Here is a 15,100-nt window from a genome sequence, read left to right as displayed (position 1 = left end):
AGTGTGCGGTGGCGGTCACAGCCGGACGGACCCGCACTTTTCGGGCTGCTCGCCTCAGCCGGGCCGCCGGCAATTGCGGTCTTATCGTCATCCGTTGCGCTTTTCGGCGCATTGCGCGGCGCGTTCCCGGGGCTATTTCCGGAAGGCGTTCAGCCTCGCTCAGGTCTTCGGCCGTATGGACGATGTAGACAGCACCTTAAGGTGCCCGCCCACACGGTAGAGTCCGGCGCAAATGAAGGAGTGCCGTGAGCACATCCCATGAGCAGCGGTCTCGCCCCCTGGCCCGGACCGCGCTGCTGCGCGACCCGGTGCTGCGTGGGCTGATCCTGTTCACGGTGGCCTTCAGCGTCTGGTACGCGATCCCGGGCGCCGGCGAGAGCGTCAAGCTCGCCGTGTTCTGGCCGCTGCAGGTCGTGCTCGACGTGACGTTCGCGGTGCTCTCGGCACGGATGAGCGCCCAGCCGGGAGTGTCGGCGGCGCACAAGCGGTTCTGGCGGCTCATCGCGGTCGCGGCGCTGTTCTTCACCACCGGGGACACGATCATGGGGGTGGAGACCTTCCGGAACCCCGTGGCCGGGATGGTGCAGGGCAGCGCGCTGCAGTCCGGGCTGGTCACGCTGGGGTCGATCGTCTGCCTGCTGGCGATGGTGCTGCATCCGACCAATACCGCCGGGCGGGAGCGGCTGCGGTTCACGCTCGATGCGGCCACCGTCGTCGCCGCGACCGCCGTGTTCGTCTGGTACCTCTCGCCCAGCGTCGACATCCGCCAGGGCGGCGGGGCGCTGCTGCTGGCGCTCGCCTCGGCCGGGGCCAGCCTGGCCGGGTCGTTCGGGCTGGTCAAGCTCATGCTGGGCCGCAACATGCCGTTCACGCCGATCGCGGGGTGGAGCGCGGGGCTGGCCAGCGTGCTCGTCGGGCTCAGCACCGGGCTCAGCGCGGCGATGCTCGAGGTCACCCGGCCGGACCTGGTCATGCTGGCCCGGCTGCTGCCGTGTGCGCTGCTGGCCGCGGTACCGCGGATCAACGAGGCGAACCTGCGCGCCGACCCCGACATTCTGGCGCGGCGGCCCGTGCGGCCGTTCAGCCTGCTGCCGTACATCGGGGTGGCGGCCGCGTACCTGCTGCTCATCGTGTCGCTCACGCACGGGGCGCTGGACGTGCGGGTCTGGGGTGTGGTCATCGGGGTGCTGCTGGTGACGGGCATCGTGGTGACCCGCCAGCTGATCGCGTTCACCGACAACGCGCGGCTGCTGGGCGAGGTGGACCGGAGCATGCGGGCCCTCGCGGAGCAGGAGGAGCGGTTCCGGGGGCTGGTCCAGCACTCCTCGGACATCACGGTCATCGCGGGGCCGGACCACATCGTGTCGTACGCGAGCCCGGCCGTGGAGCGCACCTTCGGCGTGCCGCCGGAGTCGGTGATCGGGCGGCGGATGGACGAGCTCACGACCGCCGAGGGGCGCGAGGAGTGGCGGTCCCGGCTGGCCGACCTGATGGCGCATCCGGGGGCGAGCATCACGCTGCGCCTGCAGGTGCCGCACCTCGACGGCCGGCCGCGCTGGCTCACCGCCGTGGCGACCAATCTGACGCACGTGCCGAGCATCGGCGGCGTGGTGTACAACGCGCACGACATCACCGAGGTCATCGCCTTCCAGGACCGGCTGCGCCACGAGGCCACCCACGACGCGCTGACCGGGCTGGCCAACCGGGCCCTGTTCGCGGAGCGGATCGCGGCGGCCGGGGGGACCGCGGCGGTGCTGATCATCGACCTGGACGGGTTCAAGGCGGTCAACGACACGTTCGGCCACCACGCCGGGGATGCCCTTTTGCGTACCGTCGCCGACCGCCTCCGCAGCTGCGTCCGCCCGGCCGACACCGTGGCCCGGCTCGGCGGGGACGAGTTCGCGGTCCTGCTGCCGGAGACGTCCCTGTCCTACGCGGAGGCGCTGACCGAGCGCTTCCACGAGCGCCTGGCCGACCCGGTGGAGATCGACGGCGTGCTGGTTCCCATCCGGGCCAGCATCGGCTCCGCGTGGGGCGCGCTGGCCCGCGCCGACGACCTCCTGCGGGACGCCGACGCGGCCATGTACAAGGTCAAGCACGGCGAACGGCGGTCGGCCGTCTAGAGGTCGTGGCGGTACCAGGCGTTCGCCTCGACATAGGTCGCGATGTCCCGCTCCGGGTCGCACAGGACCGGGCCCAGGCCGCCCGGGACCAGGATCGGGCCGGCGGTGTCGAAGGGCAGGCCGGTCCACTCCCGCCAGCGCTCCAGCGGGGCGGTGATCGTCATCGAGTGCGGGGCCACGGCGACGAAGCGGCCGCCCGCGCGCTCGTGGACCCGCAGCCAGGGGTCTTCCGCCGTGCCGTCGGGGCGGCGGCGGGCGACGTAGAGCTCGAGCGGTACAAGAGGCTGCTCTTGCTTCTGGGTCGGACGGACCGGGGCGACCAGCGCCGTGTGCCCCAGGGCGGCGGCGTTGCGGCGGGCCCGCTCGACGAGGTGGCCGGAGACGGCGCGGCCGCGCAGGTCGGGGCGGACGGTCGCGAACAGCGCCGAGACGTCCGCGCCCTTCGTGCCCGTGAGCGCGTGCCCGGCCGCCGACAACAGGACCGCGTCATAGCCGCCGGACGGCAGTTCGCCATCGATCGCGGTGAAAGGCAGCGCGCACAGCATCCCCGCCGGGCGGCCCGAGTCGCGTTCGACGGCGAGCAATGTGTATTCGGGGTGGCGGGTCACCAGCGCCGGGAAGAGCGCCGCCGAAACCGGGTCCTGATAGAGGAACGGGGCGACGGCGGGGTCGTCGAAGGTCGCGATCAGCGGCAGCCGGTCCGGCCGCTCGGCCAGCGTCGTCACCTCGAGCCAGGCGAAGTCCATGGGCGCACCCTTGCAGAAACGACGGCCTTCCGCTGTACCGCACGTGCAAACGCAATCGCCGCGAAAGCGCGTGCAGGCGTCTGTCCTATGTGGGCACGTGCACCTGATCCGCCCGGAGAACGAACAGGCCGTAAAGCGAACAACTTGTGCACCGTTGCGGACCCTACAGAGCGCGGGCGAGTGGCCGATGTATATAGCAATGGATCAGACCTTGCCCGCGCGGGACCGGCGGGAGAAGGTAGCTCTCGACGCGCGGAGAGGAGCGCCGTGACGCGACGGGTGACCTGGGTATATGCGCTCTGTGCGCTGGCCCTTGCCGTCGGTTACGTGCTGGTCCCGGCGGCCGGGCTGCTGTGCTACGTCGGGCTGGTCGCGGCGACGTTCGCGGCCATCGGCTACGGCATCCGCCGGCACCGCCCGCGCCGCAAGGTGCCGTGGCTGCTGTGGGCCGGAGGCTCCTTCATGCTCGCGGCCGGCACGGCGGCGGCGCTGGTCGTGGACTCCACGCAGAACCCGTCCGTCGTGGACGCCATCTCGCTCGGCGGCACGTTCCCGCTGCTGCTGCTCGGCCTGCTGCTGCTGAGCCGGTCCGGGGCGGCCAACCGGGACTGGGCCACCATCGTCGACTCGGCCATCTTCACCGCGGGCGCGGGGCTGCTGGCGTGGGTGTACCTCATCGATCCGTACCTCAGCGACCCCGGCCTCACCGCCGGGCAGAAGGCCGTCTCCATCGCCTACCCGCTGTGCGACGTGATGCTGCTGGCCATCATGGTGCGGATGGTGCTGGAGGCCCGCCGCAGCTGGAGCGTGGCGCTGCTGCTGACCTCCGGCGCGGTACTGCTGGTCTCCGACGTCGTGTTCAGCCTGCGCCGCCTCAACGGGGACTGGGACCTCGGTTCCTTCGTCGACGTCGGCTGGATCGTCTTCTTCGCCGCCGGCGGGCTCGCCGCGCTGCACCCGTCGATGGCCGAGCTGTCCGAGCCGCGGGTCATCGGCTCCACCCAGGTCAAGCCGCGCCGGGCCGTGCTCGGGGTGGCCTCCCTGGTCGCGCCCGGCATCTTGTTCGCCGAGGCGCTGGCCGGCCCGGTACACAACGGCCTGGTCATCGCGGTCGGCTCGGCCGCGCTCGTGGCCCTGTCGCTCGGCCGGGGCAGCCTGGCCGCCCGCAGCGTCGGGCACACCCTGTCCCGCGAGCGCGCGCTGCGCCGGGCCTGCGAGGCGCTGCTCTCGGCGACCGAGGTGTCCGGGGTCGAGGCGGTCGTGCGCCGCGCGGTCGGCTCGCTGCTGCGGCCGGGCACCGCGCACCGGACCGTCCTGCGCGTCCCGGCGACCCGCGCGGACGGGATGCGGATGCGGTACATCCGGGAGCTCGGCGACAGCGAGCTGGAGGGCTTCGAGCTGGCGCTGTACTGCCCGCTGAGCATCGGCGGCGTCCGGCTCGGCGAACTCTGGGTGGCCGCCGACGAGCGGGCCCTGGTGACCCTGCAGGAGTCGGTGCGGGTGCTCGCCGGGCAGGCCGCGAGCATGCTGGACCACATCGCGCTGAACCGCGAGATCACGCGGCGGGACAGCGAGGCGTACTTCCGGACCCTCGTGCTCAACGCGGCCGACGTGATCCTCATCGTCGGCGAGGACGACGTCATCACCTACGCCAGCCCCTCGGCCCGCCCGCTGTTCGGCACCGACACGGTGGGCCGCACGCTCGGCGACGTGCTGCGGCCGGGCGAGACGGCGGTCCGCGCCGATGGCACCACCGCCGAGGTCGAGGTCACCGTGCGCGACCTCAGCGACGAGCCGACGGTCGCCGGCCGGGTGCTCACCATCCACGACGTCACCGAGCGCCGCCGCCTCGAACGGGAGCTGCTCGACCGCGCGTACCTCGACCCGCTCACCGGCCTCGGCAACCGCCTGCGCTTCCAGGACTGCGTGCAGGGCGCCACGGCGGCGGCGGTGCTCATCGTCGACATCGACGGCTTCCGTACCGTCAACGACACCATGGGCCAGGAGGTCGGCGACGAGCTGCTGCGCGCGTTCGGCGCCCGGCTGGTCGACGTCTGCCCGCCGCCGGCGACCGTCGCCCGCCTCGGCGCCGACGAGTTCGGCGTGCTCGTGCCCACCACCGAGGTCGCCGCCGTCGAGGCGCTGGCCCGGCACATCGTCGAGGAGTTCCGCCCGCCGTTCCTGGTCGGCGGCAGCGTGGTGACGGCGCTGCCCAGCGTGGGCGCGGCCATCTCCCCTTTCTCGCAAGATCAGGACCCGGACGACCCCGCGAGACTCCTGCGGGAGGCGGACGTGGCCCTGGAGAGCGCGAAGGGTACCCCCGAGCGCTGGCGCCGGTATGAGTCGGCCATGCACGCCCAGGCCCTGCGCCGGATGCGGCTGCGCACCGACCTCGACCAGGCCCTGGCCACCGACGCCTTCGTGCTGCACTACCAGCCGATCGTCGACCTCGCCACCGGCCGCCCGCACGGCTTCGAGGCCCTGGTGCGCTGGCAGCACCCGTCCCTCGGCCTGGTGCCCCCGCTGGAGTTCATCGAGATCGCCGAGGAATGCGGCCTCATCGTCCCCCTGGGCGACTGGGTGATGCGCAACGCCATCGCCACCGCCGTCAAGTTCCGGCAGCTGTACCCCGCTGAGTCCCCGACCATGAGCGTCAACGTGTCGGTACGCCAGTTCCGCTCACCGGGCTTCGTCCAGCGCGTCCTGACGGAGCTGGCCCAGGCCTCCCTGCCGGCCTATGCGCTCACGGTCGAGATCACCGAGAGCCTGCTCCTCGGCGACGACGAGCACATCCACGCCGACCTGGCCGCCCTGCGCGCCGCCGGCGTCAAGGTCTCGATCGACGACTTCGGCACCGGGTACTCGTCGCTGTCCTACCTGCACCGCGTCCCCGTCGACGCGCTCAAGCTGGACAAGTCCTTCGTGGACACGATCTCCACCTCGCGCCGGCAGTACGACCTGGTGCGCGGCATCGTGCAGCTCGCCCGCACCCTCGACCTGAGCGTGGTGGCCGAGGGCATCGAGACGGAGGCGCACCGGCAGCGCCTGGCCGACCTGCGCTGCGGCTTCGGCCAGGGCTACCTGTTCACCAGGCCGCTGCCGTTCGCGGAGGCCCTGTCCTGGCTGCGCAGCCAGGAGGTCGTGGAGCCGGCGGCCTAGAGTTCGCTTTCTTGCGCGGCCTAGAGTTCGCTTTCTTGCGCGGCCTGGAGTTCGCTTTTTTTTGCGCGGCCTGGAGTTCGCTTTTTTGCGCGGCCTAGAGTTCGACGATCCAGTGGTCGCACTGGATCGGTTCGCCCTCGTAGTCCATCTCGCAGGGGCCGTGGTTCACGAAGCCGGTACGCCGGGCCACCACGGCCGCGGCCCGGTTCCCGGTTCCGATGAACGCATGGATCTCCCGCACACCCCCGCCGGCCCGCACCTCATCGACGATGAGCCGCACCGCCCCCGCCGCCAGCCCGTGCCGCTGGGCCCGCCCGGGCCGCAGCATGATCCCGAGTTCGTGGATCTCGCGCCCCTCCCACTCGCTGCGGAACACGGCCACCACCCCGGCGGGTGCTGCGCCGGCGCCGTCCTCGGGCAGGATCGTGCGGTACCACTCCCTGTCGCGTCCTTCGAGGCGCCTTCGATGCACCCGCTCGGCCCGCGCGCCGGCCCCCGGCCCGCCGAGGTGCCGCATGACGTCGGCATCGCCCTCCAACTCGCCGGTGAGCCGCCGATCCTCCTCGCCGTAAGGCCGCAACCTCATCCATTGATCATCTCAGACTTCCGCGGGAACGATCGCCAGGAGCTGCGTCGGCGGCTCGAGCGCGTCGACCAGGGTGTCCCCTTCGAGCCAGAGCCCCCCGGCCCGGCAGACGAGCGCCGCGGCGGCCTCAACGGGACACGGCAGGAGCGCCCCGCAGGCCCCGCACTTCTCGGGGTCGTCGGGGTCCCGCTCAAGGTGCCGCGTCTGCAGCTCAGCGGCGGTGGTGACGAGAACGCTGTCAGGATCAAGATGCAACATGGCACTGATGGTCCCGATTGATCTCGCTCAGGCGACCGCACGAAACGGGTGATCTCGCCTTTCACCCTGCCCGCCGCGGCCTCCAAAGGCTGTACACCGACTCCCCGTAGCCGCGGTACCCCGCGTCGGAGAGTCATTCGTTCAGGACCGCGGCGGCGGCGTCACGCAGCGGGACGTGCTCCGCCCCAATCGCAAGCGGTTCAGCCGCTTTGATCAATTCGCGGTGTGCTCGGGCGACGCGTGCGTGTCCGACTCGTTGCACGAGGCGATGTCGAGCAACGGGACGCCTCCATCGATCGCAGCCGTCAGCCTCCGGTCGATTTCGTCGGTGCCCCACACTTCCTCGGCCCATTCGAGGAGCGATTGCGTCGCGTCCGGAGGTGCGACGTCACCGCGGCGCGCGACCAGCGTCCGCCATTCGGACGTGGCGCTGGCGTCGGACGTGGCGCTGGCGTCGGACGAGACGCGGGGCCCGAGGCGGAAGACCTGCCGGAGCACGGACAGGAACCGCAGCCCATCCGCAGGCCCGCTGAAGCAGGCCACCAGATCCTTCGGGGTTGGCCTGTCAGCCCTTCTGAGCAGCTGGCCCAGCCAAGCAATGGCCGCCCGCTCGACACCGTTGATCGATGACCAGGGATCACGACGCAAGGGTGTGTTCGACGAACCGCCGACGGTCGAAACGGTCCTCGCCGGGGCTGCGGATCGGCGCATCGACCCACCGGTCAGACACACTGCGTGACGCTAGCGTACGGCGGCAAGCAGGTCCGGGAGGCGGCCCAGCGCGCGGGCGCCGGCGATCGGGTCGGTGTAGTCGCGGGTGTGGGCGATCAACCCGTCCGCGAGCGTCATCACCATGACGAAGCGGAGCACGAACGGCTCCTCGGTGGCGAGCATCAACCCCCGCACGTCGTACTCCAGCACCACCGTCGTCCCGTCGGCGCATTCGTGGATCCGGGGATTGAGCACCTCCGTGTAGCGGCGTACCGCCGTCCCGGCCCGGAAGCGGGCGCGCAGTTCCTCCCGCGAGGTTTCCAAGCGTGACGGCATCAGGCCCGGCACGGCGAACGGCATCTCGATGACGACCTGCGCGGCGTAACAGTCGGCCAGATCGCCCGGGTCCGGCGAGACCACCGCGGCCAGGAAGCGTTCCACCAGGCTCATAACCGGAGCGTAGACTCCGGCTCGATTCGGAGTCAATGCTCCGCATAGGGCTCGGTGGAAATTTCAGGCCATCGATCGGACAACCGGGACAAACGTATCGAAGCGCTTGACTGACCCGGGACTCGGCGAAGGATGGGAGCGCTTCCAAACCGCCATCGAAGAAGCCTCTAAGGAGCCCCATGCGGTACCGCACCACCACCCTCGCGGTGGCCGGTGGTCTGCTGCTCGCCTCGGCCGGAGCGGTTCTGCTGCCGACCTCGGCACAGGCCGCCGCCGGCTGTCAGGTCACGTACACCACCAACGACTGGCCCGGTGGGTTCACCGCGGCGATCACGATCAAGAACCTGGGCGATCCGGTGTCCTCCTGGAACCTCGGGTGGACGTTCCCGGCCGGGCAGCACGTCGATCAAGGTTGGTCGGCGACCTACACCCAGTCCGGCGCGAGTGTGACCGCCGCCAGCATGTCGTACAACGGCAGCCTGGCCACCAATGCCAGCACCAGCATCGGGTTCAACGGGTCGTGGTCGGGGTCGAACCCGAAGCCGGCCGCCTTCACGTTGAACGGGGTCACCTGTAACGGGACGACGACCACGTCACCGACGCCGTCGAAGAGCCCGAGTCAGAGTCCCAGCGCGTCGCCGAGCACGAGCACGAGCCCGCCGCCCGCTGGTGCGGCGCCCAAGCTCAAGGTGAGCGGGAACAAGCTCGTGACGGGCACCGGCGCGACGTACCGGATGCTGGGTGTGAACCGCTCCGGTGGCGAGTTCGCCTGCATCCAGGGCAACGGCATCTGGGACGGGCCGATGGACCAGGCCTCGATCACGGCCATGCGGTCCTGGAAGATCCGGACCGTTCGGGTGCCGCTGAACGAGGAGTGCTGGGTCGGGACCAGCAACGTGCAGGCGGCGTACGGCGGGGCGAACTACCAGAACGCGGTCAAGGCGTACGTGAACCTGCTCGTCAGCAACGGGATCACGCCGATCGTGGAGATGCACTGGAACTACGGGCAGTACACCGGGCCCTCGGCCGGCTGCTCCGACGTCAAGGCGACCTGCCAGAAGCCGATGCCGGACGCGCAGTACGCGCCGACGTTCTGGACCGGGGTCGCGAACGCGTTCAAGGGCAACGACGCCGTCGTGCTCGACCTGTTCAACGAGCCGTACCCGGAGCGGGCCACCGGCAGCGCCACCAGCGGCTGGACCTGCTGGCGGGACGGCGGGACCTGCAGCGGCATCGGGTACCAGGTGGCGGGCTTCCAGTCGCTCGTCAACGCCGTGCGGGCGACCGGGGCGACGAACGTCATCATGATCGGCGGGCTCGCCTACTCGAACGACCTGACGCAGTGGCTGCAGTACAAGCCGAGCGACCCGCTGAACAACATCGCGGCGTTCGCGCACATCTACAACTTCAACACGTGCTCGAACACGTCGTGCTACGACAGCCAGCTCGCGCCCGTCGCGGCGCAGGTGCCGCTGTCGCTGACCGAGATCGGCGAGAACGACTGTGCGCACGGGTTCGTCGACACGCTCATGAACTGGGCGGACGGCAAGGGGATCGGGTACCTCGGGTGGACCTGGAACACCTGGGACTGCTCGACCGGGCCCTCGCTGATCAGCAACTACAACGGCACCGCGACCAACTTCGGCCAGGGCATCAAGGACCACCTCGCGGGGGTCTCCTCATGAAAAGGCTCGCACTGGGCGCCGTCGCGGTGCTTGCCGTGGGCACGTTCGCCGTCATCACGAATCAAGCCGAGGCGGCCGCGCAGACGCTGCAGTCGCTCGCGGCGGCCGGCGGGCGGTACTTCGGGTCCGCCACCGACAACCCGGAGCTGTCCGACACGGCGTACACCGCGATCCTCGGCGGCGGCGAGTTCGGGCAGACGACGCCGGGCAACGCGATGAAGTGGGACAGCACCGAGCCCACCCAGAACTCGTTCAGCTACGCCAAGGGCGACGCCGTCGTGAGCTTCGCGCAGGCGCACAACATGAAGGTGCGCGGGCACACGCTGCTGTGGCACAACCAGCTCCCGGGCTGGGTGTCGCAGCTGCCCGCCGCGCAGGTGCAGGCGGCGATGGAGAACCACATCACCAACGTGGCCACGCACTTCAAGGGCAAGGTGTTCGCCTGGGACGTGGTCAACGAGCCCTTCAACGACGACGGTACGTTCCGCACGACCTCGCCGTTCTACGCGGCGATGGGCAGCGACTACATCGCCGACGCCCTCCGCACCGCGCGGGCCGCCGATCCGGACGCCAAGCTGTACATCAACGACTACAACACCGACGGCCAAGGCGCGAAGGCCGACGCGATGTACAACCTGGTGAAGACGCTCAAGGCGCAGGGCGTGCCGATCGACGGCGTCGGGTTCCAGGCGCACCTGGCCATCCAGTACGGCTTCCCGACCAACATGCAGGCCAACCTGCAGCGCTTCGCCGACCTCGGGGTGGACGTGGCGATCACCGAGCTGGACGTGCGGATGGTCCTGCCGCGGGACTCGGCCAAGGACGCCACCCAGGCCACGAACTACACGAACGTGGTCAAGGCGTGCGTGGCGGTGACCCGCTGCGTGGGCATCACGATCTGGGACTACACCGACAAGTACTCGTGGATCCCCAGCGTCTTCTCCGGCCAGGGCGCGGCGCTGCCGTGGGACGACTCCCTGACGAAGAAGCCCACCGCCTACAACGCGATCGCGACGGCCCTGGGCGGCGTGGCCGACTCACCGAGCCCGACGAAGAGCACGAGCCCGACAAAAAGCACGAGCCCCTCGCCCAGCGCGAGCACGAGCCCACCACCGGCCGGCGCGTGCACGGCGACGTACAAGATCGTCGGCAGCTGGCCGGGCGGCTTCCAGGGCGAGGTCAGCGTCACCGGGACCAAGCCGGGCTGGACGGTGAAGTGGACGTTCGCGAACGGCCAGACCATCAGCCAGCTCTGGGGCGGCACCGTCGCCCAGTCCGGCTCGTCGGTCACCGTCACGCCCGCGTCGTGGAACAGCACGCCCCCGGCCACGTTCGGGTTCCTCGCGTCGTGGAACGGGACCAACGCCGTGCCGGCCGTCAGTTGTTCGTAAACTCGTAGCGTGATCAGAAGGCCCCGGTTGTCCACGACCGGGGCCTTCGCGCCGCTCAGAGCCACCGCGTTCCGGGCCATGTGGATCGCCGCGCTGGCGAGTCAGGTCGGCACCTGGATGGAGACGGTCGGCGCGCAGTGGATCCTGCTGGCCCACCCGCACGCGGCCGTGACCACCGCGCTGATCCAGACCGCGACCACGCTGCCGGTCCTGTTCCTCGCCCTGCCCGGCGGCGCGCTGGCGGACGTGTTCGACCGGCGCCGGCTGCTCATCGGCATCCAGAGTGTGCAGGCGGGCACGGCCGGTACCATAGCCGCCCTTGCGTTCTTCGATCTTCTCAATCCGATCGAGCTCCTGGTGCTCACGTTCGCGCTCGGCTGCGGGGCCGCGCTGACCGTCGCGCCCTATCAGGCCCTGATCCCGGAGCTGGTGCCGCGCCAGGAGCTGCCGTCGGCGTCGGCGCTCGGCTCGCTCAGCGTCAACCTCGCCCGCGCGGTCGGCCCGGCGATCGCCGGCCTGCTGGTGGCGCGGCTCGGGCCGGGGTATGTGTTCGCGCTCAACGCCGCCTCGTTCGCCGCGTTCGCGGTGGTCATGGCGAGCCTGCCGCGCAAGGCCCCGGCCGCCGAGACCCGGCCGGAGGCGTTCCTGGCCGCGGTGCGGGCCGGCGAGCGCTACGTCCGGTTCTCCCCGGAGATGCGGCGGATCCTGCTGCGGATCGCGCTGTTCATCACGCCCGCGGTCGCGCTGTGGGCGCTGCTGCCGGTGCTCGCCGCGCACCGCCTCGGCCTCGGCCCGACCGGCTACGGGCTGCTGCTCGCCGCGGTCGGGGCGGGCTCCATCGGCGGGGCGTTCCTGCTGCCGTGGGTGCGCTCGGTGCTGACCCCGAACCGCTCCTACGCGGTCTGCGCGGCCGTCTACGCCGCCGTGCTCGCCGCGCTGGCCCTGACCCGCTCCCCCGCGCTCGCCGCGGCCGCGCTGGTGCCGGCGGGCGCGGCCTGGATCGTGGTGCTGAGCAACTCCAACGCGGCCGTGCAGCTGTTCCTGCCCGGCTGGGTGCGCGCCCGCGGCCTCTCCGCCTACCAGTTCGTGTTCTCCGGATCGCAGGCGCTCGCCGCGGCGGCCTGGGGCGTGGCCGCCGATCGCCTCGGAGTTCCCGGCCCGCTCCTTTTCGCGGTGGTACTGCTCGTGCTCGCCCTGATCAGCGGACGCTGGTGGCCCTACATGGACACCGTGCCGCTCGACCGGAGCACGAAGGTGCACTGGCCGGAGCCGCACCTGCTGATCGAGCCGGAGGAGGCCGAGGGGCCGGTCGTGGTGCTGCTGCGGTACCGGGTCGCCGAGGACCGCCAGGCCGGCTTCGTGCGGGCCATGCACCGGGTCCGCGAGGCGCGGCTGCGCACCGGGGCCCTGCAGTGGGGCGTGTTCCGCTCCGGCGAGGACCCCGGCGCGATGGTGGAGATCTACACGGTCGCGTCGTGGGAGGAGCACCGCCGCCAGCACGACGAGCGGCTCACGGCGGCGGACTACGACGACGAACTCGCGGCGCAGTCCTATGCCGAGGGCGAGCCCGAGGTGACGCACCTGCTGAGCGCAACACCGAACGTCAGCGGGTCACCGTGAACATGAAACATCCATAGGCGATGTTGCGGCTGTCGACCCGCACGACCTCCGGGTGGGCCAGGATCGCGGCCAGCGAAGCCTCGGGGTCGGTGCCGTCGTGGACCCGGGTCGACGGGTGGATCCAGCCGCGGGCGTCGTAGGCGCGCAGCACCTGCGGCTTGTGCGCCCAGTCGGCCGGGTAGCCGGGGGCGGCCGGTCCGGAGCAGGCCGAGGCGTGCGCGAAGACGGCGCCGATCTCGCGGTACGGGCTCGGCGGCAGCTTCGGCTCGTAGCCGAACAGCAGCAGCCGCTCCCCTTCGGTGGCGTCGCGCAGGCAGCAGCGCAGCGGCTCGCCGCCCGTGGCGACGTACGGCTCGGGCGCGTTGCCGGAGGCGTCGAGCCTGGTGCGGCGGACGGTTTCCAGCGTGCCGGCGTCGATGGCGTGAATGGTGTACATGCCCTCAGCCTGCCCCCGCGAAACGCCTGATGCTGGCGGGAATCGGTCCTCGCATCAAGTGCTAGTGGATCATGCGGGGGCAGTGCCGCTTCCGTACCGTTGAACAGGTGGAACGGCTACCCCTGGACGAGAACGCCGCCGCGGTGGCGCGGCTCAAGACCCTCATCGACTCCCTCGGCGACGAGGGACTAGGCAAACCGGTGGCGCCCGGCTGGAGCGTCGCGACCGTCCTGGCGGAGCTCGCGTTCTGGGACCGCTGGGCGCTGACCCTCATGCGGCGCTGGCGTTCCGGGCACCTGCCGCCGCCGACCGTCCCGAACTGGTACGACGACGCCATCAACGACACGCTGCTGCCGACCTGGCAGGCCTTGCCGGGTCCGGTCGCGGCGCAGCTGGCCTGCCACGCGGCCGAGGAGGCCGACCTGGAGATCCGCAAGGCGGAGACGCCGGTGGTGGCCGGCATCCTGGCCGCGGGTCAGGCCAACCTGCTCAACCGGTACGTACCGCGCAACGCCGCCCTGGACCGCATCGAAGCGGCTCTCTAAGGCACGAAACGGGCCCAGAAACGGCCGCGGGGTAGGTGGATGACCACCTACCCCGCTTGCGCGTCTGCGGACCGCTCAGGCGTCGAACTCCTTGCGGATCTCCTCGAGGATCTTCGCGGTCTCCGTCGGCGGGCGGGCCTCGACGCACAGCCGCTCCATGGCCTCGGCGTAGAGGTCGACGTCGTCGCGCTTGTCGAGGTACAGCGCCGAGGTGAGCTGCTCGATGTACACCACGTCGGGCAGGTCGTCGTCGGGGAAGCGCAGGATCGTGAACGCGCCGCCGGCCGCGGCGTGGCCGCCCGCGTTGAACGGGATCACCTGCAGCCGCACGTTGGGCAGCGTGTTGTTGATCTCCAGCAGCGCGTCGAGCTGGGCGCGCATGATGTCGTGGCCGCCGATCGGGCGGCGCAGCGCGGCCTCGTCGACGACCATCCACAGCTTCGGGGCGTCGGGCCGGGTCAGGATCTGCTGGCGCTGCAGGCGGAGCTCCACCCGGCGCTCGATCTCGTCCTCCTTGGCCCGGCCGTGGCCGAGCAGGACGACCGCGCGGGCGTACTCCGCCGTCTGTAACAGCCCCGGCACGAACTGCACCTCGTAGGTGCGGATCAGCGCGGCGGCCGCCTCCAGCCCGAGGTAGGAGTGGAACCAGCTGGGCAGCACGTCGCCGAAGCGGTGCCACCAGCCGGGGTTGTTGGCGTCGCGGGCCAGCGCCAGGAGGCGGGTGCGCTCCTCGGGGTCGTCGACGCCGTAGAGGGTGAGCAGGTCGGCGACGTCGCGCTCCTTGAAGCCGACGCGCCCCAGCTCCATCCGGCTGATCTTGGACTCCGACGAGCGGATCTCCCAGCCGGCGTCCTCCCGGGTCACCCCCTGCGCCTCCCGCAGGCGCCGCAGATGGGCGCCCAGCAGCATCCGGAGGACCGTGGGGCCTCCGGACGCTCCTCCTTCAGTCAGACCGCTCGTCACCGTGCTGCCTCCGGGACCGTCATGGTCAACCAGTCACTCGCCGCGGGGCTCCCCCACGACCGGAGTAAGCATGCCATGACCCGACAGTAAGCGGGAGTGGGCTCGCGTGGCTCTGGCGGATGCGAGCCTGCTCGATCTTCCGCGGGTTATTACTCAGCCGCTAACAGATTGTCGAAGTCGCCGTCGGCGGCGCCTCCGACGAAGGCGGCGATCTCCTCGTAGGTGTAAATGAGTGCGGGACCCTCGGGGTCACGCGAGTTGCGCATCGCGAAGCCGGTCCCGTCGGGCAGGCGGGCCAGCTCGACACAGTTGCCGCTGGGGTTGCTGCGGCGGCTCTTCTGCCAGGTCACACCGGGGAGGTGGCCGGCCGGCATCCCGTTGTACGTCTGCTCCATCGACATCTCTCTGATGACCTTGGTTGAAAGTT

Annotated in this window: 14 protein-coding genes; 6 read left to right on the top strand and 8 right to left on the bottom strand. The window is 71.0% G+C overall.

The window, feature by feature from the left end; translation table 11 throughout:
* Positions 1-245 precede the first annotated feature (245 nt).
* Positions 246-2,123: a diguanylate cyclase domain-containing protein gene (locus ACQPZ4_RS11885; protein ID WP_433058996.1), complete on the top strand. Its 1,878-nt coding sequence runs from the start codon at positions 246-248 to the stop codon at positions 2,121-2,123.
* Here the strand turns inward: ACQPZ4_RS11885 and ACQPZ4_RS11880 are convergent.
* A complete protein-coding gene (locus ACQPZ4_RS11880) occupies positions 2,120-2,869 on the bottom strand; it encodes an N-acetyltransferase (protein WP_433058993.1) in 750 nt (249 codons plus the stop codon). The genes ACQPZ4_RS11885 and ACQPZ4_RS11880 overlap by 4 nt on opposite strands.
* A gap of 279 nt (positions 2,870-3,148) precedes the next feature.
* On the opposite strand from ACQPZ4_RS11880, the gene ACQPZ4_RS11875 reads away from it, so the two are divergent.
* A complete protein-coding gene (locus ACQPZ4_RS11875) occupies positions 3,149-6,028 on the top strand; it encodes a putative bifunctional diguanylate cyclase/phosphodiesterase (protein WP_433058991.1) in 2,880 nt (959 codons plus the stop codon).
* 94 nt (positions 6,029-6,122) lie between these two features.
* On the opposite strand, the gene ACQPZ4_RS11870 is transcribed toward ACQPZ4_RS11875, so the two are convergent.
* From ACQPZ4_RS11870 to ACQPZ4_RS11855, 4 genes are all read right to left on the bottom strand, one after another.
* The gene (locus ACQPZ4_RS11870; RefSeq protein ID WP_433058989.1) at positions 6,123-6,614 is read right to left on the bottom strand and encodes a GNAT family N-acetyltransferase; all 492 of its coding nucleotides are present in this window, start codon (positions 6,612-6,614) and stop codon (positions 6,123-6,125) included.
* Positions 6,615-6,626: 12 nt separating this feature from the next.
* Entirely contained in the window at positions 6,627-6,872 is a 246-nt protein-coding gene (locus tag ACQPZ4_RS11865) for a hypothetical protein (RefSeq protein WP_433058986.1), read from the bottom strand.
* 213 nt (positions 6,873-7,085) lie between these two features.
* Complete coding sequence (locus tag ACQPZ4_RS11860; protein ID WP_433058984.1) at positions 7,086-7,583, bottom strand: hypothetical protein; 498 nt, start codon at positions 7,581-7,583, stop codon at positions 7,086-7,088.
* Between the two features lie 30 nt (positions 7,584-7,613).
* Positions 7,614-8,033, bottom strand: coding sequence for a nuclear transport factor 2 family protein (locus ACQPZ4_RS11855; protein ID WP_433058981.1), 420 nt, complete (start codon positions 8,031-8,033; stop codon positions 7,614-7,616).
* A 179-nt stretch (positions 8,034-8,212) separates the two neighbouring features.
* Here ACQPZ4_RS11855 and ACQPZ4_RS11850 point away from each other — a divergent pair, with 179 nt between their 5' ends.
* From ACQPZ4_RS11850 to ACQPZ4_RS11840, 3 genes are read left to right on the top strand one after another with little or no spacing between them, the layout of a single operon-like run.
* On the top strand, positions 8,213-9,718 hold the full coding sequence (locus ACQPZ4_RS11850) for a cellulose binding domain-containing protein (protein WP_433058978.1): 1,506 nt from the start codon (positions 8,213-8,215) through the stop codon (positions 9,716-9,718).
* Positions 9,715-11,109: an endo-1,4-beta-xylanase gene (locus ACQPZ4_RS11845; RefSeq protein ID WP_433058975.1), complete on the top strand. Its 1,395-nt coding sequence runs from the start codon at positions 9,715-9,717 to the stop codon at positions 11,107-11,109. Before ACQPZ4_RS11850 ends, ACQPZ4_RS11845 begins: the two co-directional genes overlap by 4 nt.
* A 9-nt stretch (positions 11,110-11,118) precedes the next feature.
* Positions 11,119-12,729: an MFS transporter gene (locus ACQPZ4_RS11840; protein ID WP_433058972.1), complete on the top strand. Its 1,611-nt coding sequence runs from the start codon at positions 11,119-11,121 to the stop codon at positions 12,727-12,729.
* Here ACQPZ4_RS11840 and ACQPZ4_RS11835 read toward each other — a convergent pair.
* Positions 12,713-13,165: a DUF1203 domain-containing protein gene (locus tag ACQPZ4_RS11835; protein ID WP_433058969.1), complete on the bottom strand. Its 453-nt coding sequence runs from the start codon at positions 13,163-13,165 to the stop codon at positions 12,713-12,715. The genes ACQPZ4_RS11840 and ACQPZ4_RS11835 overlap by 17 nt on opposite strands.
* A gap of 107 nt (positions 13,166-13,272) precedes the next feature.
* Between ACQPZ4_RS11835 and ACQPZ4_RS11830 the strand changes: the two genes are divergently transcribed.
* On the top strand, positions 13,273-13,710 hold the full coding sequence (locus tag ACQPZ4_RS11830; protein WP_433058967.1) for a hypothetical protein: 438 nt from the start codon (positions 13,273-13,275) through the stop codon (positions 13,708-13,710).
* 75 nt (positions 13,711-13,785) lie between these two features.
* Here the strand turns inward: ACQPZ4_RS11830 and ACQPZ4_RS11825 are convergent, their stop codons facing one another.
* Positions 13,786-14,619 carry a helix-turn-helix domain-containing protein gene (locus ACQPZ4_RS11825; protein WP_433058964.1) on the bottom strand — a complete coding sequence of 278 codons (834 nt, stop codon included), beginning with the start codon at positions 14,617-14,619 and terminating at the stop codon, positions 13,786-13,788.
* Between the two features lie 203 nt (positions 14,620-14,822).
* Positions 14,823-15,068, bottom strand: a complete 246-nt coding sequence (locus tag ACQPZ4_RS11820; RefSeq protein WP_433058961.1) for a DUF397 domain-containing protein — start codon at positions 15,066-15,068, stop codon at positions 14,823-14,825.
* Between the last annotated feature and the right edge of the window lie 32 nt (positions 15,069-15,100).

This window comes from Dactylosporangium sp. CS-033363 (assembly GCF_050942475.1).
GTDB lineage: Bacteria > Actinomycetota > Actinomycetes > Mycobacteriales > Micromonosporaceae > Dactylosporangium.
Note: the sequence above shows the minus strand (reverse complement) of the source record. Positions and strands in the feature narration are given on the sequence as shown.